The following is a 15,748-nucleotide window of genomic DNA, read 5'->3' as shown; positions in this document are numbered from 1 at the left end:
TTTCTACTGACACTGACTAGTTAATCGTACTACATCTACTTGAAAAATGCTGTAGGTCGCTACCAGTTCATGAGTTACAACCCCTATGCAGTGCAGTTAATTGCTGCAAAGCCAGGGGGGCAGGGATTCTTAAATCGCATTGGACAGGGCTACCAACCCACTGAAGCAGAACTGTTTCAATTCTTTCCACCTGCTGATCAGGATCGCGCCTTTATGGCAGACCTCTCCAATAAAATTCAGGTGACACGAGGACAGATTGATCCAACGACAGGGCAACCCTTTACGGGCGACTCTCCTTCGGAGACGCTGCGCGATCGCCTTTTAGAACGAGTTGCCCAAAAACACTTCGGTGGTGACTACAGCCGTGTGGATGGGGGAGGTTCCGATGCCCTGGGTCGCCTGAGTCTACGAGATTACGGTCGCACTGCTGTGACTCGCTATCGCAACGGTGGCAATGGCACTCTCACCTGTGCTCCCAGCGCAACCCGGACAACCGCTAATGCCTCTGGAACGAAAAACAATGATTCAACCTCGAACAGTGGAACACCCGGACAAGCCACTGGTAAGCTAACTAACCCTGCTCCAGGCTTTCCAGTGACCAGTGAGTTTGGTTCTCGCTCCAGTCCTTGTGCCAGTTGCAGCTCCAATCACGCTGGCATTGATATCGGCACGCCGATCGGGACACCGGTTCGAGCGGCTGATGGTGGCAAGGTTCTCTACGCAGGTTGGCTATCAGGCTATGGCAAAACCATGATTGTGGAACATGCCAATGGCAGGATGACGCTCTATGCTCACCTGGATTCAATGGACGTGAGCACTGGCACGGCTGTTCGGCAGGGGCAGGCGATCGCTCGTAGTGGGCAGAGTGGCTTGGGCACTGGACCCCACCTCCACTTTGAAGTGATTGAAGGTGCTACCCCTGGCAACTGGCGCAGCGGCTCTTCCATCAATCCTAGACAGCGGGTTCAATTTTAGGGAGGAATCAATCATGCAACCCCAGCAGCAATTTTCACTGAGATCCATTGGCAGACGTTTGACTGCAACCTTCTGGCTACCTTTAGCGGTGGGTATGCTGCTCACTATAGGGTTAGGGTATCTTCCGCTTGACGCTCAAACCCCTGGAATCCCAGAAACCGTCAGTCGTTGTATTCCCCAACAAACCCGACAACCTATTGTTCGGAGTGAACTGATCGGCTCTAATCGCTTACAGGGCAAGGACTATTACTTGCTGGCAACCTATACCGAAAATAGCCAAGCACCAACTAATCTGATCATCGCAGTTACAAATGGACGCTGCGAGGAAGTGTTTTTTAACCCAATGGGCGATCGCGTTCCCTTTGCAAGTGTTGTGCCCCAGTCCGTTGCTCAACAATTGACACTGGCACGATTCCGGCGCGAGATTCAGCGCCTTGGTAAAGAGCGTTTTCAGCAACAGGTCAACCAGGGCGCAGCCTCAACTCGAAATCCTGCCTGGTTTGCAGAGGAAATCTGGGCACTCCGGCAGTTAGGCATTACGGTTCCCGCCAATGTTCAGGTTCAGCAGTGAGTACAAGTTGAAAAGGAAACCCGCTATGACAGATTCAGCTTCAAAACTGGCTCCAACTCAGCAGCAAGAACTGAGCACATCCACCATCCCTGCACCACCTTACTGGTTATGGCAGGTGGGATACTGGTTTCGCGTCGGTTTTAGTCTTTTTCTGCTGTTATCGGTACTTATTGGAGTGGCAGGTTGTAGTTCCAGTGCAGCAACGGTTCCCTGGCAAAAAGCAACATCAGTAGTTCCTGAACCTGTTTTAGAACAAGTGATTCAAGCGAACACTGATCTGGACATGGCACAAGCCAAAGAAAACCTGCTTGCCTGGAATGTAGACGGAAAGGCAGGCAAACTGACACTGTTTAATTTCAATACTCCCAATTTGTGTGGAGACTTGGGCTGTCTCTACGCTGGCTACTGGTTAAGAGAGAATCAACCCACAGTAGAAGTATTCCAGAATTATCTCAACCCTAACCTTCCAACGAATAAATCGCTATTTCAAGTAGGAGAAAACCGAGGTCAAGCCTTGCCCTGTCTGGAGGTGTTACAGATGGAAGGCGATCGCTTACGACAGTTGAATTATTGCTTTAATGGCGATCGCTACCAGCTTGCTGATAGTCAACTCTTCAAGTCCTGAAATTACTTCCATTATTAGTCCCTCAGTAGCAGATAAAAGAACTGCTATGGCCAGTTTAGCCACAGCAGAAATTCATTCAGAATATCTCACAGGGATGGATTGAATTACTCGTCATCATCCAGTCCATCGTCATCGAAATCAAAGTCCTCATCGTCTAGCTCCGCATCCGATTCCTCCAGCTCATCCAGAAAATCTTCATCCTCTTCAATCGGTTTGATCTTTCGGGGAGATTTAGTAGAAGGTTTGGTATTCAGAGCTTTACCAGTCGCACCATTCTTGTGAGGCGGCAATACTTCTACTTCAACCGCTTCTACCTCACCTGGCAAGGCAAGCAGAGATTGAGGTTCCGTGAAGCCTGCGATCGCATCATGCTGCTGCCAGATCAGCGCCTTTGCCGTAGGAGTGCCCAAATAAAGGAGAGGCAATGTTTCGATCGTCGGTTTGGTATACGCCACTGTCTTGCAGCAGTCGTGTTTGTTCTTGCCCTCCCCTTCCTTGACGGCTTTGAACTCCACCTCCAACACTCCCAAACTCCGCCAGCGATCGTTCTTACCGCTGAAAGGCACATTGAAGTAGTCAGCAAATGTTTTTTCCAGCGCACGGTAGAACTCCTCACGAGCTGATTTGAAGCTCCAGAGCGCGACATTTTTAAACCGCACCACGATCGGCATCGTATGCAGGGGTTGATTATCCTCATCCAGAAACAACAGCGCATGTTCTGAGCAAACATCCATCGATTTCTTGTCCAGGCTATTGCGGTACTCATCGTAGAGTCCGACCACAGTGCCGCCCAGGTCTTCCACATCCGACTTGTAGCGAATGTATTCGGGCACAAATGCCAGCACGAGCAACCGGGCTTCCGTAATCAAAAGACCCGTCACATCTTCAGTGAAAGTAACCGTCGTGAGGTCATCTTCATCCGGCATGGCAAGCCAGCCCGCCTTTTCCAACTGATCGATCGGAATCAGAATCCCGGCTGGCTTGTCATTAACCACAATGCCGTAGGGCAACTGCGGTCGGCGCACCTGATTGTAGCCATCGCTGAGTAGATCTGTGTCAACCTCAAAGTCTTCTGGCTCCGTCCTGTCGGTTCGAGCCGCACGAGAGTTGGTTGCCGCAGTTGATTTTGGTGATTTGGGAGTAGCCGTCTTAGCACCCGTTCTGGCAGTGCTGGTAGAGCTATTTCTAGAGTTCGTTGGTTTAACCATTGCAGTGCAGCCAAATGAATTATCCCAACGCTGAGGCGTTAGCCTGAGACGCTATCTGAAACAGAATTTGGGTATTGAGCCTTGGGAAATCGCGAACTGACAAGTCAGCGCAAGCTATCGCATTGCCTCACCCCCTAAAAAATATCCAGGTAGCTGATCCACTCACCAACCTGCAATCGTTAGGATTTTCGCTAGAATCTCAGCCTTTTGCTATGTCTCTCCCCTTGCCGACCCATTGGAACTCCCTTTCTGGCAGTAAAAGTCCCCCATCTACTGCTTTGATTCAGGTGCCGTCCTATTCCCAACCATTGGCAGCGATCGACTTTGGCAAAATGTTTCAGCAATACAACAATCCCCAGGGCTGGATGATGCTGGGTGGGTTGGTGGTCGTATTATTGCTGCTCCGCATCAGTGGATCGAGTAAGGGCAAAATTACTACGGGCAAACTGTGTGGCACAGCGGAGAAACTCGCTGCAACCAGCCTCTCACTTAAACAAATCCGGGAACGCAAACACAACAAAGTAACGCTCTGGTCTGGCACATCTCGTTATTGGGCAAAAGGAGCATGGCGCGGGGTGATAACAACAATACAAACCACATTGGGAGCATCCCCAACGGTTTGGTTTCCCAGTTCTGAACGAGGTACATTGGTCATTGGCGCTCCTGGCTCTGGAAAAACGTACTCCACAATCGACCGAATGCTGGAAAGTGCTATGCAACAGGGCTTTCCCATTCTGCTCTACGACAAAAAGGGTGATCAGATGCGCCTCCATGCACCCCTGGCAGCGCGATATGGGTATCAGGTCAGAGTCTTTGCACCAGGAGAAGCCTTCAGTGGCGTGATTAACCCGTTGGATTACATGCGGGATGCACGCGATGGAGTGATGGCAGGGGAGATCGGTAAGGTCATTAATCGCAACGCCAGAGAGGGGGATGGCGGGCGGAGCGACGAGTTCTTCACCAAGGCAGGAGACTTGCTGGCAAAGGCATTGCTGCAACTGGTCAAGGGTTCCCATTATCCCGATATGGCAATGCTCTACGCCGTGTTGCGCCTGCCCAACTTGGTGCATCGAATCGATTATGCGGTGCAATCCAAACAATTGGATGAATGGGTCGCTACCTCTTTTGTACAGTTCCTCAGTGCGAAGGACGCTGAAAAAACAATCTCTGGTATCCTAACAACCGCCGCAGGCACCTTCTCATCGTTCATTCAGGCAGACCTGCTCCGAGCTTTTATTGGCAAATCCACGATTCCAACTCGCTTGGAAGGACGGGAAATCGTAGTATTCAAGTTGGATGATGAGCGTCGCAGTGTGGTAGGTCCGCTACTGGCTGCTGCAATTCACCTAATGATTGTGGGCAATCTCAGCACACCTCGCAAAGACCCGTTGATTATCTCTCTAGACGAGTTGCCCTCCATCAAACTCGATCGCCTACCACAATGGATTAACGAATACCGCTCCAATGGAGCGTGCTTCATCCTGGGCATTCAAAGTTTGGATCAACTCTATGACATTTACGGAGACAAAATGGGGGCTGCGATCGCCTCTGCCTGTAGTACCCACGTCTTGTTCAATCCCGGCAATCATAAAACAGCTGAGGATTACTCAAAACGGTACGGCGAAAAAGAAGTGCTGATTAAAAATCGAACGACGGGGCGATCGCTTGGCGGACAAATAAGCCGCTCAATTAGTTGGAGTGAGAATCTGCAAAAAATGCCGGTGATCAGCGCCGATGAGATTCTCAAATTTCCTCAAGGCAAATGCGTGATCACCAGTCCTGGCTATAGTTCAGGCGGACAGGCATCCATTCCCTATCCGCTCATTATTCCTGTCTCTAAAGCGGATGAGAAACGGGCAAAGGAAAGTGAAAGTCTATGGGAAGCACAAGTGAGAGCCGCTTTGGAAAGTCAAGTGATTCTGCCAAACGTAGATGCATTAACCCAAGCTTTATATGAACGGATTGAAGAAGCAGAGCGTATGCTGCCACTCCCCGATGAAGGAGAAGCATCGTCATCAAAAAGTGGTGTTGAGACTGATGCACTCGATCATTTCCCTAAACGAACTTTTACGACACCAGGTTTGCAAGAATAGCTCTGTTATCAAGACAAACATATCAACGATTTTGTCTACGATCCAAACTACGAATCTGCAATTCTTGCCACCAGGTTGTACTACGCTCTGTCAATCCTTCTAATCGATAGAGCCATTGATAGGACTGTCCTTCCGTTTGGACACACCACATTCCAACAACTGTTCCAACTTCCTTGGTTGTCCTGACTTTAACGATTTGGAAGAATGAGAATTCTGGCATTGGCACAGTTGGATGCAAGACTGGAATTGCACGCGTAGGATCGTTTAATTGAGGCGATCGCGTTGTCATGAGTAAACACCTCGCATTATCTTAAATGCAGAAATGGATGTGAAATAACGCTGATTCTTTGCTACAGAGACACTTCTGGAATTGCATTTAAGTTCAGCAGTAACGAATAATCAGTGTTGATGTGGATTTCAGGCACTGGAAGGTTAGTAGGCTGAATCAGGAGCTGCATTAACCACTGTTGTGTCTGATTCTGTTGCGTTTGATCCCACTGCAATCGGAGTTTTTGAGCTGGTAGAGATGGATGAAGTACCAGAACAATCAGGGATAACTTCTCTGGAGGAATGGCGTAATGCACAGCCATCGCCCAAAGTTTTACAGCATCTTGCCAGGTTGGTTTTGCAGAGCGAATCGCCCATTCATAAAGTCTGGGCATCCCTCGTCGAAGACCATAGTTAACCTGAACTTGAATAAAAATTGGAGCGTCCCCAGTCCTCAGAGGAGCAACCATTGGTACATCAAGCCAGAGTTTTTTCCTAGCCTGGAAAAGCTCTGGAACCAGTTCTTGAACTTCAGCGACCCATCGAGCCATCAATGGATAGGCATTCAAAAGAGGCTGTACTGGCAGTCCCAGAAATAGCTGTTTCATCAACAACTGAAAATTGGCTGGATCGGCTGGACCAAAGGCAAGTTCTGATTCATGAGTGCGTAGCCCCAAAAGAGGCTGTTGACGTTGATGAACCTGATGCAGATCAGCCAGGGTAAAAAGTGCCATAGGTAAGAAGGGATAACTATCTTACCTATGCGGCGGTTGTCGCCGCTGCATTCTCTATCTAGGTAGTAAAGGTTCAATTTGTTGAGCAGCCAGACTGGCTTCTAAAAGCGTTTCCCATGTGCGATCGTCCAGTTGTCCCATCGCTTGAATACAAATTGAAAATTGCTGCCACTTCTCTTGAGCATGTTGGAACTGAGGATCAAACCCAGTTACATGGCAGAAAGTTTCAAATCCGTTATCCCAGTAGAAGGTGCCAAGCGCTTTTCTGAATTGATGAAATTGAGCAGGTTCCATAAGTGTTGCTGAAAAGGATATCAGAACTGCCCATTTACCCCGTTAGGGGAGGAAAAATACCGCCTGAATTCAGACAGCATTAACTGGCTCCAAATTTGAACCACAACGTTGTGGTTCGGGAAGTTGTCGTTTTTGTGGGAGATCGTGGTAATCCAGTTTCGGGTTGCGGTTGGTTTTGATTGAAATCATCAGCGACACAGCAGCAAATCGCTGTCTACTTGCCCGTTGGTTGCAGCAAACTCGTTGAGAGCATTGCCATTGAAGATGCCTTTGCCAAAGATCATGTCAACTTCTGCCGCTCGAAAGGGTGGGGCAATCTTGTTCTTCGCCACCTTAACTTTGACTCGAATGCCGTATTCCTCACCACCTCGCTTCAATGTCTGAATCCGGCGAGTATCCAACCGCATTGAAGCGTAGTATTTGAGCGCATGACCGCCTGTGGTTGTTTCAGGATTACCGTAAACTACACCAATCTTGAAACGCAGTTGATTCAGAAAAATCACGGTGCATTGACTATGCAGGCAATTCATTAAGCGCCGGAGGGCTTTGCTCATCAACCAGGCAATGGAAGTTGTTGGAAAATCGCCCATATCCGCTTGAAGTTCTGCCTCTGTAACCAATGCTGCTACGGAATCTACCACAATCAGATCAACACTCTTGGAACGCACCAGTTTCTCAACCAGTTCCATTGCCATCTCACCGCTATCAGGTTGACTGACCAGCATTTGATCGATATCGACTCCGATCGCAGCGGCATAGACTGGATCGAGGGCATGTTCCATATCGACAAAGGCAGCGATACCTCCGAGCTTTTGCATTTGGGCGATCGCCTGTAATGCCAGTGTGGTCTTGCCGCTACTCTCTGGTCCATAAATTTCGATAATGCGTCCTCTCGGATAACCTCCTCCCAATGCCAGATCCAGTTCAGTTGAGCCACTGGAGAAGGTTTTCACGTTCATGTGGGCAGCATCTCCTAGTCGCATGATGGAGCCATTGCCAAATTGTCGATTAATTGTTGATAACGCTTTTTCCAAATCTGATTTTGGACTTATTAGCTTCTTTGTCATTAGCTTCAAATGTGAACAACCGACCTTTATTACTGAAGATCAGCAGAGGTGCAGCGATAGCTGATAGTTGCTCAGGAACTAATTTCTGCTTCTATTTTTGCGGTGGTTTGGGCGATCGCTCGGCTTAGCTATCCCGGTCTCAATCAAGTATTCCTAAGGATTTTTACTGTCAGAAAATATTTGTGCAGTTATCCCGTCCAAGAATCTAAAGGCAACAAATCACAACACCCAATCTCTTAGATCGCCTCCTTCCAATGCCAGCTTAAGTTCGGTTGCGCTACTGAAGAAGGTTTTCGTATTCTTATCGAAGCATGAAGGTTAGTCAGAAGAGAAGCGGATACCCCTATCATTCATGCATAGAACCAGCTACTCGGCAGGGTTTCCTTGTCAGAAGCTGTAGGCATAGCCGTCTTTCCTATGGATAAGGCTACAATACTTGTGACTAATGCCCTGAATCAAGCTATTGGCCGTTGAAATGTTGAAACTACCTGTTGATCTGACTGCGACACGTCCGACATAGGTTCCAACCTTTTTACCAGACGTGACCAATGCTTTAACGATATCCCCAGTTTGAAAACCTTGAACAAATTTGTTGCGTGGCACGTAACGAGTCGGAAAGCCAAACTTGTCAGTTCTGCACACCTGGCGGGTACCATGCCCCGTTGCCTTAATGAGCAAAGGCTGAGTGGTATAGATTTCTAGGCTTTCCACTTTGCCCACACAAGCTGCATCCAGCCAATGGAATTTAGGCAGGTTGAAGCGGGTACGATTAAACTTAGTCTGCCCACCTGTTCCTGTCACTACTGGCAGTCCAGTTTGTTTTAACGCGTGGAACAATGCCCAACGAGTGGAGTTAACGGCTGCTGCGTCTTTTAGCGGCGCTTTTGCCTGCTTCAGGATACGATTCAGCAGGTCGGGTTTGCTGGAGAGGAAATCCCGAATATCCTGATTTCCCTTTCTTTGATTGCAAGTATAACAAGCAATTGTGAGGTTAGAAACCCGATCAGATCCACCTTTCGACTTGGGCTGCATATGCTCGATTTCAAGCGGTACATTCTCAGCATCGCAGTAAGCACAGTGCCGCTTCCACTTCTCCAGTAGATACTCTCTAACTTCGTAACCTTGTAGTTCGCCTTGCTGATACTGAACGCCTGAGATTTCAGGGTTCTGCATGAGTTGCAGGTCAAAGCGTACTAACTCTTGAGCAATGCTGTTAATTGGCGCAAGGCGGGTAAATTTGTTCACCCAGGTCATCGTTATAGCAACCCGATGCTGGAGGCTCGGAGCCAACCAACCTTCAGGGCGAGTGCGATTCAGGAATCTTGCCTTACGATACCGAGTCTTGCGATTGCGTCTTCCCCGTCGCAATTGACGACGGGATAAAAGTGCATCCCTAATCTGCTGCCCTCGGTGTTGTAGTTCTGCTCCAAAAATGACCTTATTACCCTGCTTGACGGCGATTCCCGTGACTTTAGAACCTGGATCTAGCTTGAGTTCCAAGTCCTGTACAGGTGCATTGAGATCAGCAGTTCTGCGAATGATGCAGAACGGGTAACGGCGATATACAGCCGCTTTACCTTGATTGAGAAGATGACGCGCTGTGCCCGGATGAATCGGGTTTAATGGTTTCTTGTTGGTATCAAGAACAAATACAAAGTTGGACATAGGAAGTCTCCGTAAAACGGGTAATGTGTGCATCGCCAATGTTTTAAGAGCTTGTTGGGCTGAAAGCACTGACTCAGTGACCCTTGACTCTGTTTAACTTTCAGCGACAGAGCGACAAACTTGCACGCATTCATCGGCGTCGTGACTCAAAAAACGTAGCCAGTAAAGGCTTAGGCTGGTAAGCTCTGGGCTAATGGTTCAATTCCGCTCGTAGAACCGAACTGTTTCCAAAGCCCCTCCAAAAGGACAGGTAGCTTACATGACTGGCATCTCCCAGACACATAATAGAACCATTTCCTAATTCCAAATTGATCGTTGCCAGTGTTCGTTCCAGGTCTAATTTTGTAACTACCAATTGGTTAGCCATCGTTCTCAAAAATGAACAACCGACCTCCATTTCTGAAGATCGGTGGGTGTGCAGCGATAGCTGACGGTTGATCAGGAGCTAATTTCTGTCTCAGTCTGTGCGGTGGGTAAAGCGTTTTTCTCAACCAGAGGCTCTGCCAACGCATCCAACAACACCAACCCCAGTTGCTTCAGCAAAGCCGTATTGCCATCAGGACAACCATGTTGAATCAGGCACTTGGCACAACCTGCATCACAATCACAGCCACGGGCGATCGCCGCCGCAGCACTCGCAAGTTCAGCCATATGTTTGAACACAGCTTCCGAAGCTCCATTCCCACCGTCGCTGGTGTCGTAGAAATAGCCTGCATAATGGTTGCGATCGCCAGCTTGCTTAACCACCGAAAAGTTCACCTCTCTGGGGTCAACTCTGGCAAAGAGTTGGAGCGATCGCAGGATTTGATGCCCAAAGCTGTGTATGGCGATTAGGCTACTGGGATGCTCCCATAATTGCTGATAGCCCGGTGGAATTGGCTGCCCACTGCGACTCAAGCTCGTTCTTGATTCTCTGGCAAAGGTTTGAAGATAGTCCTGTGCAGTGGAGCCGATCGCAACTTTGACCATCGGGGCTGAAAATTGAGTACGATAGGGTTGCTCAAAACTTTCCTCAGATAGGGTTTTGATAATCAGTGCCTTGCGAGTCAGCTTGCTGCACAGCGGACAGCGACGATCGCTTGGTAACGGCTCTTTGTAGTTCAAACAGCGCCGGTTCAGACAGGTCTGTTCATAGAGCTGCGTCATCAAACTGTATCCGCTAGTGATATGGCTGATTTGCCCATAGCTGAGTTCAAGCGTTAGAAAGGCAGGTGCATCAGAATTTTCATCTGTGCTAAGAAATCTTAGCGGTAATGCGACCGGATTGGTTAAAGCCTTGAGACTGCGGGTTTCCGATTGAGTGACTGCAACTGTGAACAGTGAGCTATCCGGCACTTGTTTCAGAATTGCCCGCTTGCTGGTCAGGTCGAGCGAGATGCATTGATAGGTCAACATTTGTCCGTCGCCATCTTGCCGTTTGTAGATGGCATGGGGATGCGCTTCCCGATAAGCAATGTCCTCCGACACTTCCTCCAATTCTTCACTTGACTCGGCATCTATTAGCTTGATGGTTGTTTGAGACACGCTTCCCCGAAAATTGACATCTTTGTGCGGGTAGCCTCTCGCCCACAAGCCATTACGCCCCTTGTTTAGGTGTCCCTGAGCCATCAGAAGTTTTGCAACTTCGATCGCAGCATTACCAAAATAGTGCTTGATTTTGCTGGTGGGAATGCCCGTTTCTGCTGCGGCACAAAGCAGATGTTTAGCCGCAAAGATGGGGTATTTATCATTAAAGAAAACGTCCTCAGCTTCACCAGAGATCAACAGTTCTGGATGTTCTGTGATGTAGCGATCGATGGGGTTCAGGGCATTGGGAATCAGTACCGTGATCCCTGCTTTTGCACGTCCGGCGCGCCCACTGCGTTGCTGATATGCCATCTTGGAGCCGGGCCATCCCCGGAGAACACAGCACTCCAACTCAGGTAAGTCAATCCCGGCTTCCAGTGCCTCTGTCGCAATAATCCATTTAATGATCCCGGATTGGAGTTGTTGAACCACTTCAGCCCGACGCTCTGGACTGATGCCGCCGTAGAAAGCCGCAACCTGGGTTGACTTCAGCAATCCTGTTAGATCCCTGACACCCCGGCGCGAGTTGCAAAAGGCAATTCCGGACTTTCCCTGACCTAACAAGAACTGGATAATGCGGGCTGTATCCGCAGTCAGATTGTAGCTGGGCTGAGTCACAACTACTTGGCGATGGGGTGCCGCAGCTCCACTCCTATGAATCCAAATGAGAGGCTTTGGGTTGTGTTTAGCTGGCTTCAGTCCTGCTAGCTTCTGGGCAAGCTGTTTCGGGTTGCCACAGGTTGCACTCAGAAAGATAAATTGTAGGTCTCTAGAGCAACCACCATAGTGATCCACCGCTAGCCGAATGCGACGCATTAGCCAAGCCATATTGGCTCCATAGCTACCTGAGAAGGTATACGCCTCGTCGATCAATACGTAACGCAAGCACTGATAGAACGTTGCCCAACGCTCCGACTTCCAGGTTTGCTTGAGTAGCGATCGCCTCTGCGATCAGATCTGTACGCCAAGGCGGAATTAATAAAAGCTCGAAACACTTACCATACTTGATCAAATGCTTGTAGATTTTCAGGCGCTTATCCACATTCGTTGCCAGAAATACAAGCGTTGTAGAATCCGGCACCTGAGTAAGTTGCTGCAAACTTTCCAGTTGAGTATCACCCCATTGCTTAAGATTGCAGTCTTCTACGACCACAAGCCGTTTACCACCACTTAGCGAGGGTGTTCGTGCCGCACTAATTGCCTGTTCCAAAGCACTGGCGGGAAAGCGATGATAGCAAAACTCTAACCACTGTGGATCAAGTTCTGCTTTGTATTGCTCCAGCTTTTGTCGAATGGCAAATTGATCGTCTCCAGTCAACAGAGTAATCATGCAGATCTCCCATTCTTGGTAGGTGTGAGCGTTCTGATCAATACGGTCATTGGCTTCTGTGTCTGGGTAACTCGCTGAAGCATTCGCGCGATCGCCTGTTGATTCGCCTCAAATTTCGCAAACGATGCAGGGGCAACTTCCAGAATTGCCTTTGTGCCTTGCAGTTTGGTCAAGCGCGCCTGAATCAGTAACTTCTGAGTTCCTGGTTTAGCAGAGGCTACAACTTTTTGCCAGAGTGTTGCTAAGTCAGTAGGCTTTTGAACTGTTGCTACCAGAGGCGCTTCCGATGCTGCCTTGTGGCTATGTCCATTTTTAGCTGCTGACTGCTTCGCATCTGGAGATCTGAAGGAGATCGATCGCAACATCGGCATCAAGTTCAGCAAACACGTTTCTAGCCAGACAGCCGAGTTGGTTGTGTTGCGAAGATAGCCTTCTGCCTTCTGCAATTGAGTTAGAGACTGATTAAGTGTGTCAAAATCCCAGTGAGTAGCGATCGCCTTTAATTGGCGGTAGTTGACAGGGCTAGTAAGCAGGTCTGATGCTTTGGGAGCCGCTTTGAGGATTAGTAGATCTCGGTAGGTTTGGAGCAAGCTGCTGAGAATCAGTTTGGGTATTTTGCCAGAGTCTACCAGCGTTCGGGCTGACTGGAGGAGTTGAAAGGTATCGTTGGCGGCGATCGCATCCAGCACTGTTAGTAAGTCTGTTTCTGTAACGCTACCTGTCATTTCAATCACATGGTTCGCGGTCACTGTTTCACCTAACAAACTAACCTGACCCAAAAGCTGAAGGGCATCCCGTAAACCTCCTTCTGCAAATCGGGCGATCGCCATTAGAGCGTCATCCTCGACAGCGATCGCTTCCGCATCAGCAATCTCCTGAAGGTGCTGGGCGATCGTCTGGATTGACAGCGCCCGAAAGTGAAACACCTGACAGCGGCTGACGATGGTTGGTAATACCTTCTGTACTTCAGTTGTGCAAAGGATAAAGACCACACGGGGCGGTGGCTCCTCAATGCATTTGAGTAGGGCATTTTGGGACTGAGTGGTTAATTGGTGGCACTCATCCAGGATAAAAATCCTGTAGCGTCCCTGTACAGGGGCAAGGCTGCTGCGTTCAATTAGGGCACGGGCATCATCCACTCCATTATTAGAGGCTGCATCAATCTCACTGACATCCAGACTGTTGCTGGTTTCAATCGATCGACAAGATTGACAGGTGCTACAAGGTTCATCAGTGGGTTCATCAAAGCTCAGACAGTTGAGAGACTTGGCAAAGATACGCGCAGTAGAGGTTTTGCCAGTGCCTCTAGAACCTGTGAAGAGATACGCCGGGGCAACTTGCATTCGGTTGATGGCATGGGTCAAAGCAGTCTGGACGTAAGGTTGTCCAACCAGTTCTGCCAGGGTTTTAGGGCGATATTTTTGATGTAGGGCAAGGGTCGGCATGGTGATATTGGTTTAATCATCATGGCGGTCGCCCCTAATCAGGGGCAGTCAATTCATGAATGTTGCTTAAACCTCCATTGTTTTACAGACAATGATAGAGCCACGAAAGTTAGTGCTGTAGACAGATTGCCTCGTGAGTGAGGAGGGGCATGGAGTGAATGGGGAAATGAGAGTGCGGGTAAATCCAAATTTCAAAATCGCGTTAGCAGATACAGTCGTTGTCACAGCAGGAGAGGTCATCAAGGAAGAGTCCTTCCTGGCGGTAAGTGTCAAGGGGTTTGGGGTCAATACTGAGTCGTTGGGCGATCGCATTGGCGACCACGGCAAAGCGTTGCCGAAACTTGTAGATAAAGCAAAAGATGACATTGCCATGACGCACGGAAGGTCCGACGACAAACAATCCAGGAGTAATGGTTGATTCGTCTTCATCGGTCAATCCGGCATGTCCCTCAGCCCAATTAAACAGAGGAGCGATTTGCTTTAAGCTGCCCTCAAAGCCAGTAGCGAGAATGGGTTTAGTCGATGTTACCCACTTGTTGTATTCGCTGTAAATGGCGTAACCACCAGGAACCACCTGCACATCTTCGATCGCCACATTTCCGATCAGTTCTAACCGACCCGTTGAATAGCACAACTCGACTCGTTGTAGTGTGTAGGGTGAGAGCGAAATGCTCGGATCAGTATCGCCGCTTGCCCAAGTTCCGGTACGATCCAATACTTTAACTTTCTTTCCTAATGCCACCAGATTTGCGGCTGCATCCATCCCGCTTTCGTACCCGCCAATCACCACAAATTCATCGCCTTGAAGCGCAGTCCAGGATTGCACTTGTGAATTATGTAGACATAGATCGGCACCGGGGAATGGGGTCAAATTGGGGTACTGAAATTCGCCAGCCGCCCAAATCAAAAAACGAGTTTTGAGAATGCCGTCAGGAACATGAACCAAAAATCCTTGATGCTGGCGTAAAGGCTCAAGTTTCTGAACTTCAACTCCGGTATAAATCGGCAGCTTGAAATAGTCGGCAACGGTTTCCAGGTATAGGGCATATTGCTTTCCGTTCAGGTGTTCGCGCCGGAAGCTAATGGCAGGAGAGGTTTTGCGGGCGATCGCATTCAAGTCGAGGTGCCCAAAGCCATGACTGGGGAATGATGGCGTGATGAAATGCATCTCCTGGGGCCAGCGTCGAAAGGACTCGCCAATCTGATGTCGCTCTAGAATGACAAAATTCTCTAATCCTAAATCTTTCAGGACAGCCCCAACCCCAATGCCTGCCGCACCTGCACCCACAACAATCACATCAAATGCTTCCGGCTTTTCCATGAGGCTGAGCGATAAAGAACTATAGAATGATAATCATTCTTATTATAGAACAAAAAAGGTCAAGTCTTTCCCGTGGAGGGATGTTTTACAATAATCGTAAGTCCTGCAATGGAGAGCAATCGCGATGGCAAAGGTGTTTACGGGTAAGGTCGTGATTCCGGGCGATCGCATCAATGAGTACTTTGAGGCACTACAACAAGCAGAGACTAACCGAGCGCCTTTCCGTAAATCTTTGGAGCAACTGAATCAGGACTTTGCCGAGTTTTTAGCCACGAAATATGTTCCCAAAACCGTGCGGAAGCGCACGGGCATTGTAGATTTGTTTATTGACTTTATTTGTGGCTACACCGATGTCGAGCAAATCGAAGACATCACTAAAGGGATGGTGAATAGCCATTTTCGCAATTGGTATAACCGTAAGGTGATGGACTCGGCGACTGAAAGCGACTTACGGGTTGCACTACGGAAGTTTTTTCAGTTTCTGGCGACCGAGAAAGGGATGACTCATCAAAAAGTGCTAGATGCTTTGAAGTAGGGCGTTGCTGATTGGAGGGATGAATCTGTGGGAAGTGTCCATCTTTTCGCCC

Annotated in this window: 15 protein-coding genes; 5 read left to right on the top strand and 10 right to left on the bottom strand. The window is 48.9% G+C overall.

All coding sequences use genetic code 11. From position 1 onward, the window contains the following. The first annotated feature begins 69 nt into the window (after positions 1–69). Genes ACKFKF_RS28325 through ACKFKF_RS28315 form a run of 3 tightly spaced genes read left to right on the top strand, consistent with a single transcriptional unit; the run spans position 70 to position 2,171 of the window. Positions 70–975: a M23 family metallopeptidase gene (locus ACKFKF_RS28325; RefSeq protein WP_446870711.1), complete on the top strand. Its 906-nt coding sequence runs from the start codon at positions 70–72 to the stop codon at positions 973–975. A 13-nt stretch (positions 976–988) separates the two neighbouring features. After that, the gene (locus ACKFKF_RS28320; RefSeq protein WP_446870710.1) at positions 989–1,546 is read left to right on the top strand and encodes a hypothetical protein; all 558 of its coding nucleotides are present in this window, start codon (positions 989–991) and stop codon (positions 1,544–1,546) included. A 25-nt stretch (positions 1,547–1,571) separates the two neighbouring features. Further along, entirely contained in the window at positions 1,572–2,171 is a 600-nt protein-coding gene (locus ACKFKF_RS28315; RefSeq protein ID WP_446870708.1) for a hypothetical protein, read from the top strand. Positions 2,172–2,275: 104 nt separating this feature from the next. Here the strand turns inward: ACKFKF_RS28315 and ACKFKF_RS28310 are convergent, their stop codons facing one another. Next, entirely contained in the window at positions 2,276–3,379 is a 1,104-nt protein-coding gene (locus ACKFKF_RS28310; protein ID WP_446870706.1) for a DUF5895 domain-containing protein, read from the bottom strand. Positions 3,380–3,501: 122 nt separating this feature from the next. On the opposite strand from ACKFKF_RS28310, the gene ACKFKF_RS28305 reads away from it, so the two are divergent. Beyond that, the gene (locus ACKFKF_RS28305) at positions 3,502–5,472 is read left to right on the top strand and encodes a type IV secretory system conjugative DNA transfer family protein (protein ID WP_446870705.1); all 1,971 of its coding nucleotides are present in this window, start codon (positions 3,502–3,504) and stop codon (positions 5,470–5,472) included. A gap of 22 nt (positions 5,473–5,494) precedes the next feature. Here the strand turns inward: ACKFKF_RS28305 and ACKFKF_RS28300 are convergent, their stop codons facing one another. The 9 genes from ACKFKF_RS28300 to ACKFKF_RS28260 all read right to left on the bottom strand — a co-directional run bounded on the left by ACKFKF_RS28300 (position 5,495) and on the right by ACKFKF_RS28260 (position 15,161). Then, a complete protein-coding gene (locus tag ACKFKF_RS28300) occupies positions 5,495–5,761 on the bottom strand; it encodes a hypothetical protein (RefSeq protein WP_446870704.1) in 267 nt (88 codons plus the stop codon). A gap of 61 nt (positions 5,762–5,822) precedes the next feature. After that, positions 5,823–6,473: a hypothetical protein gene (locus ACKFKF_RS28295; RefSeq protein WP_446870701.1), complete on the bottom strand. Its 651-nt coding sequence runs from the start codon at positions 6,471–6,473 to the stop codon at positions 5,823–5,825. Positions 6,474–6,527: 54 nt separating this feature from the next. Further along, positions 6,528–6,767 (bottom strand): hypothetical protein, encoded by a 240-nt coding sequence (locus ACKFKF_RS28290; RefSeq protein WP_446870700.1) that lies wholly within the window; start codon positions 6,765–6,767, stop codon positions 6,528–6,530. Positions 6,768–6,955: 188 nt separating this feature from the next. Then, entirely contained in the window at positions 6,956–7,834 is an 879-nt protein-coding gene (gene recA / locus ACKFKF_RS28285; protein WP_446870699.1) for a recombinase RecA, read from the bottom strand. Between the two features lie 387 nt (positions 7,835–8,221). Beyond that, positions 8,222–9,499, bottom strand: a complete 1,278-nt coding sequence (iscB, locus tag ACKFKF_RS28280; RefSeq protein WP_446870697.1) for an RNA-guided endonuclease IscB — start codon at positions 9,497–9,499, stop codon at positions 8,222–8,224. 438 nt (positions 9,500–9,937) lie between these two features. Then, entirely contained in the window at positions 9,938–11,950 is a 2,013-nt protein-coding gene (locus tag ACKFKF_RS28275; RefSeq protein WP_446870696.1) for a helicase-related protein, read from the bottom strand. Further along, entirely contained in the window at positions 11,907–12,395 is a 489-nt protein-coding gene (locus ACKFKF_RS28270; protein ID WP_446870695.1) for a DNA polymerase III subunit delta, read from the bottom strand. The genes ACKFKF_RS28275 and ACKFKF_RS28270 overlap by 44 nt, the downstream gene beginning before the upstream one ends. Next, positions 12,392–13,840: a DNA polymerase III subunit gamma/tau gene (dnaX, locus tag ACKFKF_RS28265; protein WP_446870693.1), complete on the bottom strand. Its 1,449-nt coding sequence runs from the start codon at positions 13,838–13,840 to the stop codon at positions 12,392–12,394. Before dnaX ends, ACKFKF_RS28270 begins: the two co-directional genes overlap by 4 nt. A 202-nt stretch (positions 13,841–14,042) precedes the next feature. Beyond that, positions 14,043–15,161, bottom strand: a complete 1,119-nt coding sequence (locus ACKFKF_RS28260; RefSeq protein ID WP_446870692.1) for an NAD(P)/FAD-dependent oxidoreductase — start codon at positions 15,159–15,161, stop codon at positions 14,043–14,045. A 124-nt stretch (positions 15,162–15,285) separates the two neighbouring features. On the opposite strand from ACKFKF_RS28260, the gene ACKFKF_RS28255 reads away from it, so the two are divergent. Beyond that, a complete protein-coding gene (locus tag ACKFKF_RS28255; protein WP_446870691.1) occupies positions 15,286–15,696 on the top strand; it encodes a site-specific integrase in 411 nt (136 codons plus the stop codon). The last annotated feature ends 52 nt before the right edge of the window (positions 15,697–15,748 follow it).

The sequence above is a fragment of the Phormidesmis sp. 146-12 genome, from assembly GCF_052939495.1.
The sequence above is the reverse complement of the archived record's forward strand: the minus strand, read 5'-3'. Positions and strand labels throughout refer to the sequence as shown.

Bases quoted from the DNA above. Each gene is read 5' to 3' on its own strand.
- ACKFKF_RS28320 (WP_446870710.1), top strand. From the start codon at position 989: ATGCAACCCCAGCAGCAATTTTCACTGAGATCCATTGGCAGACGTTTG.
- iscB (WP_446870697.1), bottom strand. From the start codon at position 9,499: ATGTCCAACTTTGTATTTGTTCTTGATACCAACAAGAAACCATTAAAC.
- ACKFKF_RS28255 (WP_446870691.1), top strand. From the start codon at position 15,286: ATGGCAAAGGTGTTTACGGGTAAGGTCGTGATTCCGGGCGATCGCATC.
- recA (WP_446870699.1), bottom strand. From the start codon at position 7,834: ATGACAAAGAAGCTAATAAGTCCAAAATCAGATTTGGAAAAAGCGTTA.
- ACKFKF_RS28315 (WP_446870708.1), top strand. From the start codon at position 1,572: ATGACAGATTCAGCTTCAAAACTGGCTCCAACTCAGCAGCAAGAACTG.
- ACKFKF_RS28310 (WP_446870706.1), bottom strand. From the start codon at position 3,379: ATGGTTAAACCAACGAACTCTAGAAATAGCTCTACCAGCACTGCCAGA.
- ACKFKF_RS28260 (WP_446870692.1), bottom strand. From the start codon at position 15,161: ATGGAAAAGCCGGAAGCATTTGATGTGATTGTTGTGGGTGCAGGTGCG.
- ACKFKF_RS28295 (WP_446870701.1), bottom strand. From the start codon at position 6,473: ATGGCACTTTTTACCCTGGCTGATCTGCATCAGGTTCATCAACGTCAA.
- dnaX (WP_446870693.1), bottom strand. From the start codon at position 13,840: ATGCCGACCCTTGCCCTACATCAAAAATATCGCCCTAAAACCCTGGCA.
- ACKFKF_RS28325 (WP_446870711.1), top strand. From the start codon at position 70: ATGAGTTACAACCCCTATGCAGTGCAGTTAATTGCTGCAAAGCCAGGG.
- ACKFKF_RS28290 (WP_446870700.1), bottom strand. From the start codon at position 6,767: ATGGAACCTGCTCAATTTCATCAATTCAGAAAAGCGCTTGGCACCTTC.
- ACKFKF_RS28270 (WP_446870695.1), bottom strand. From the start codon at position 12,395: ATGATTACTCTGTTGACTGGAGACGATCAATTTGCCATTCGACAAAAG.
- ACKFKF_RS28300 (WP_446870704.1), bottom strand. From the start codon at position 5,761: ATGACAACGCGATCGCCTCAATTAAACGATCCTACGCGTGCAATTCCA.